Annotated in this window: 4 protein-coding genes; 2 read left to right on the forward strand and 2 right to left on the reverse strand. The window is 73.7% G+C overall.

From position 1 onward, the window contains the following. Positions 1 to 41: 41 nt before the first annotated feature. A complete protein-coding gene (locus AC2W7A_RS10295) occupies positions 42 to 686 on the forward strand; it encodes a DUF3159 domain-containing protein (protein WP_485991276.1) in 645 nt (214 codons plus the stop codon). 34 nt (positions 687 to 720) lie between these two features. Here AC2W7A_RS10295 and AC2W7A_RS10300 read toward each other — a convergent pair whose 3' ends face one another. Both AC2W7A_RS10300 and AC2W7A_RS10305 read right to left on the reverse strand, forming a co-directional pair. Then, positions 721 to 1,395: a potassium channel family protein gene (locus tag AC2W7A_RS10300; RefSeq protein ID WP_485991273.1), complete on the reverse strand. Its 675-nt coding sequence runs from the start codon at positions 1,393 to 1,395 to the stop codon at positions 721 to 723. Beyond that, positions 1,392 to 2,066: a potassium channel family protein gene (locus tag AC2W7A_RS10305; RefSeq protein WP_485991274.1), complete on the reverse strand. Its 675-nt coding sequence runs from the start codon at positions 2,064 to 2,066 to the stop codon at positions 1,392 to 1,394. The genes AC2W7A_RS10300 and AC2W7A_RS10305 overlap by 4 nt, the downstream gene beginning before the upstream one ends. Before the next feature lie 94 nt (positions 2,067 to 2,160). On the opposite strand from AC2W7A_RS10305, the gene AC2W7A_RS10310 reads away from it, so the two are divergent. Next, positions 2,161 to 3,806 (forward strand): APC family permease (locus AC2W7A_RS10310; RefSeq protein ID WP_485991275.1); only part of this gene is annotated, 1,646 nt, incomplete at its 3' end.

A 3,806-nucleotide genomic window follows, 5' to 3' on the forward strand; every position in this document is an offset into this window, starting at 1 on the left:
ACGGCTCCGGGGACGCGCCCGTCTCGCCCGATGCGCCGTCCGTGCTCGCGCGCTCGTGGGGCGGTGCCGCGCGGCTGGACGAGCAGGGCCGTCTGGACCCACTGGCCAGCGTGGGCGGGGTCCGCGGCATCGTCGAGGCCTCCCTGCCGACCTTCGTGTTCATGGTCGCGTTCATGCTGACCCAAGCGGTGTGGCCCTCCGGCCTTGCGGCAGTGGGGGTGGCGGTCCTGATGGGCCTCGTCCGCCTGGCGCAGCGCCAGTCGCCGGTGCAGGCCCTGGCCGGTCTGGCGGTGGTGGTGCTCTGCGTGGTCATGGCGCTGACCACCGGTCAGGCCCGCGACTTCTACGTGTGGGGCTTCCTCACCAACGCCCTGTACTCGCTGGGCTTCGCGGTGTCCGTGCTGGTCGGCTGGCCCGCGGTCGGCCTGATCTTCGGCATGGTGCGGGGAGAGGGCCTCGACTGGCGGAGGGACCGGGCACGGCGCCGCGCCTACGCGGTGGGCACCTGGATCCTGGTGGCCGTCATGCTGACCCGGCTCGCCGTCCAGCTCCCGCTGTACCTGGCCGAGGCGACGACGGCGCTCGGGGTGGCACGGCTGGTGATGGGACTGCCCTTCTATGCGCTGGGGCTCTGGCTGGCGTGGTCCGTGTCCGCTCCGCGTCGCGCGGCGAGCACCGCGGACTGAGCCGGCGTCGCCCGCCGGGCGGCCACCGTCCGGCTCAGTCCCCGTCCGGGACCGGGTCCACGAGCAGGTCGCGGAGGGTGGACTCTGCTCCCGTCGAGCTGAGGAAGAACACCTCGTCCCCGGCCTCGAGCACCTCGTCCGCCTGCGGCGTGCGGGGGCGGCCGTCGCGGACGATCGCCACGAGGGGAGCGGCGTCCGGCCAGGAGATCGAGCCGATGCGGCGCCCGACGCACCAGTGGTCGCGCGGCACCGTGTACTCGGACAGCGCGGCCTCGCCCGAGCCGATGTCCAGCAGCCGCACCAGGTCCCCGGTCTCCACGGCCTCCTCCACCAGCGCGGTCATGATCGACGGGGTGGAGACGGCCACGTCCACGCCCCATGCCTCGCCGAACAGCCAGTGGTTGCGGGGGTTGTTCACGCGGGCGACCGTGCGCCCAACGCCGAACTCGCTGCGTCCGAGCAGGGAGACCACCAGATTGGCGCGGTCGTCACCTGTGGTGGCGACCAGGACGTCCGCCCGGTCCAGCTCGGCCCGGCGCAGCACGCCCAGGTCGGTGGCGTCGCCGACCAGGACGAGGGCGGTCCCTAGGTCCGCACGCTCGGCGTGGTCGTGCCGGTGTTCGATCACCAGCACCTCGTGACGGTGGGCGCAGAGCTCGCGGGCGATGGACGTGCCGACGGCGCCGGCACCGGCGATGACGACCCTCATGACTCCTCCTTCTCCGGGGCGCCGGCGACCAGGGCCTCCACCTCGTCGCGACGACGGACGGCATGCACCAGGTGCACCACGTCCCCCTCCTGCAGCTGGGTCTCCCCGGTGGGCACGACCCCCTCGCCGAAGCGGGTCAGGTAGGCGACCCGCGCCTCGGTGGCCTCCTCGAGGTCTCCGACGGAGCGGCCGTACCAGGACGGCGCGCAGGGCAGCTCGCTGAGCAGCAGCGCTCCCGAGGCGTCGCGGTGCTCGGACCTCCCCGCACCGGCGGGCAGCAGCCGGGAGAGGATGCGGTCGGCGGTCCACTGGACCGCGGCCACCGTGGAGACTCCGAGGCGCTGGTACACCGTGGCCCGCTCGGGGTCGTAGATGCGGGCGACGACCTGCCGCACGCCGAAGTGCTCGCGGGCCACCCGTGCGGCGATCACGTTCGTGCCGTCGTCCGCGGATACCGCGGCCATGCCTGCGGCCTGCTCGATCCTCGCCCGCTGCAGCACCTCCCGGTCGAAGCCGACGCCCGCCACGGTCGTGCCGGCGAAGTCCTCGCCCAGGGCGCTGAACCGGTGCGGGTCCCGGTCCACCACGGCCACGGAGTGACCGGAGCCCTCGAGGGTGTGGGCGAGCGCGACGCCGACGCGTCCGCAGCCCAGGATGACGAAGTGCGCCACTTCACGTGCCTCCTCCGACGGCCACGGCGGCCGCCGCGGCCATCATCCCATCCGTGACCGGCCCGCGGGGGGCAGGGCGGGTACTGTGTCCGACGTGACGACGGTCCTGTCCTCCCTCCGCCGCCTGCTGGTCGGCCGGCCCGTGGCCTCCGGCCTCGGGCAGCGCACGCGCATGCACCGCGCGACCGCCCTTCCCGTGCAGTCCTCCAACGCGTTCTCCTCCCTGGCCTACGCGCCGGACGAGGTGATCCTGACGCTGGTGGCCGCAGGCGCCGCGGGCCTGGCCCTGGGGCCGGGGGTAGGCATCGCGGTCGTGGCGATCATGCTGCTGATCGTGCTGGCGTTCCGCGCCGCCGTGGTCGCGGTGCCCCGCGGCGGCATCTACGAGATGGCGCGCACCAACCTCGGCCCCCGCTCCGGGGTGGTGGCGAGCTCGGCCCTGCTGCTGGACCTGGTGTTCACGGTGGCCGTCTCCCTCGCCGCCTTCGCGCAGTACGCGGTGGCCCTGTTCCCCGCCCTGCGCGGCCAGGGCCTGCCGGTGTCCCTCGTGGCCCTCGTGGCCCTCGTCCTGATCTGCCTGCGCGGCGTGGGACGGAACCGGCGGGTCACCGCAGTCCTCGTCAGTGCGTTCGTGGCGCTGCTGGCCTGGACCATCGTCGCGGGCGTCGTCCAGGACCTGACCGGCGAGCTCGCGCGGGCGACCACGTCCGGGTACACCGTGGTCGACGCCGTCGGGGCGCCTGCGACCGCCCTGGGGATCGGCCTGCTCGCGCTGCGTGCGTTCTCTGCGGGCTCCGCCCTGCTCACCGGTGTGGAGGCACCCGTGGGAGCCGCCGAACAGGTCCGCAGGCCCGCGGTGGCCGGCGTGCGTTGGGTGCTGCTCATGATGGCCGGGACGATGGCCGTGCTCACCCTGGGCGTCATGCACCTGGCCCAGCGCACCGGCGTCGTGGTCGCCCTGGACCACGACCTGCTGCGGACCCCCCGCGGCAATCCCGTGCCCTACGAGCTGACCCCGCCGCCGGTAGTGGCCCAGCTCGCCGCGGCGGTCTTCGGCCGCTTCTCACCGTGGACGACCCTCGTCATCGCCTCGGTCGCGGTGCTGCTGCTCATCGCCGCACGGGCCGCCTTCGGGTCGTTCCCCGCGCTCACCGCGCGGCTGGCCGAGGGCGGATACCTGCCGCGCCACTTCAAGTCCCGCGGCGACCGGCTGGTGCACACCTGGTCCGTGGTCCTCCTCGGACTGGGTGCGGCGATCCTGCTGCTTATGTTCCAGGCGCGCACCGCCTACCTGGTCCAGGTGTACGTCATCGGCGTCTTCCTCGCCTTCACCCTCGCCCTCGCCGGCATGCTCCGGCTCTGGCGGCGCCGCCTCGCCCACACGCCGGACACCCGCGGCAGGGCCGGTGTGCGGCTGCGGCTGGCGGTCACCGCCGCCGCGCTCGCGGTGACGGTGCTCGCCGGCGTGGTGGTGCTGGTGACCCGCTTCGGCACCGGCGCGTGGGTGGCCCTGCTGGCGATCCTGGCGAGCGCGCTGCTGATGGGACGCATCCACGCCCACTACGAGGCGGTAGCGGCCGAGCTGGCACCCGGCGGAGACGACGACGCCCGGGCGCTGCCCTGCACTGCTCCCCGGAAGTTGGACTCCTATTCAAGTCCGACTCACCCGGGGAGCAGTGCTGTGCCAGCACCATCGAAACTCACACCAGAACAACGAGAACAGGCCATCGACCTGTTCGA

It is taken from the genome of Micrococcus sp. LASM2_SD2 (assembly GCF_057364565.1).

Excerpts from the sequence above, each read along its gene's own strand:
- AC2W7A_RS10300 (WP_485991273.1), bottom strand. The coding sequence starts at position 1,395 with ATGAGGGTCGTCATCGCCGGTGCCGGCGCCGTCGGCACGTCCATCGCC.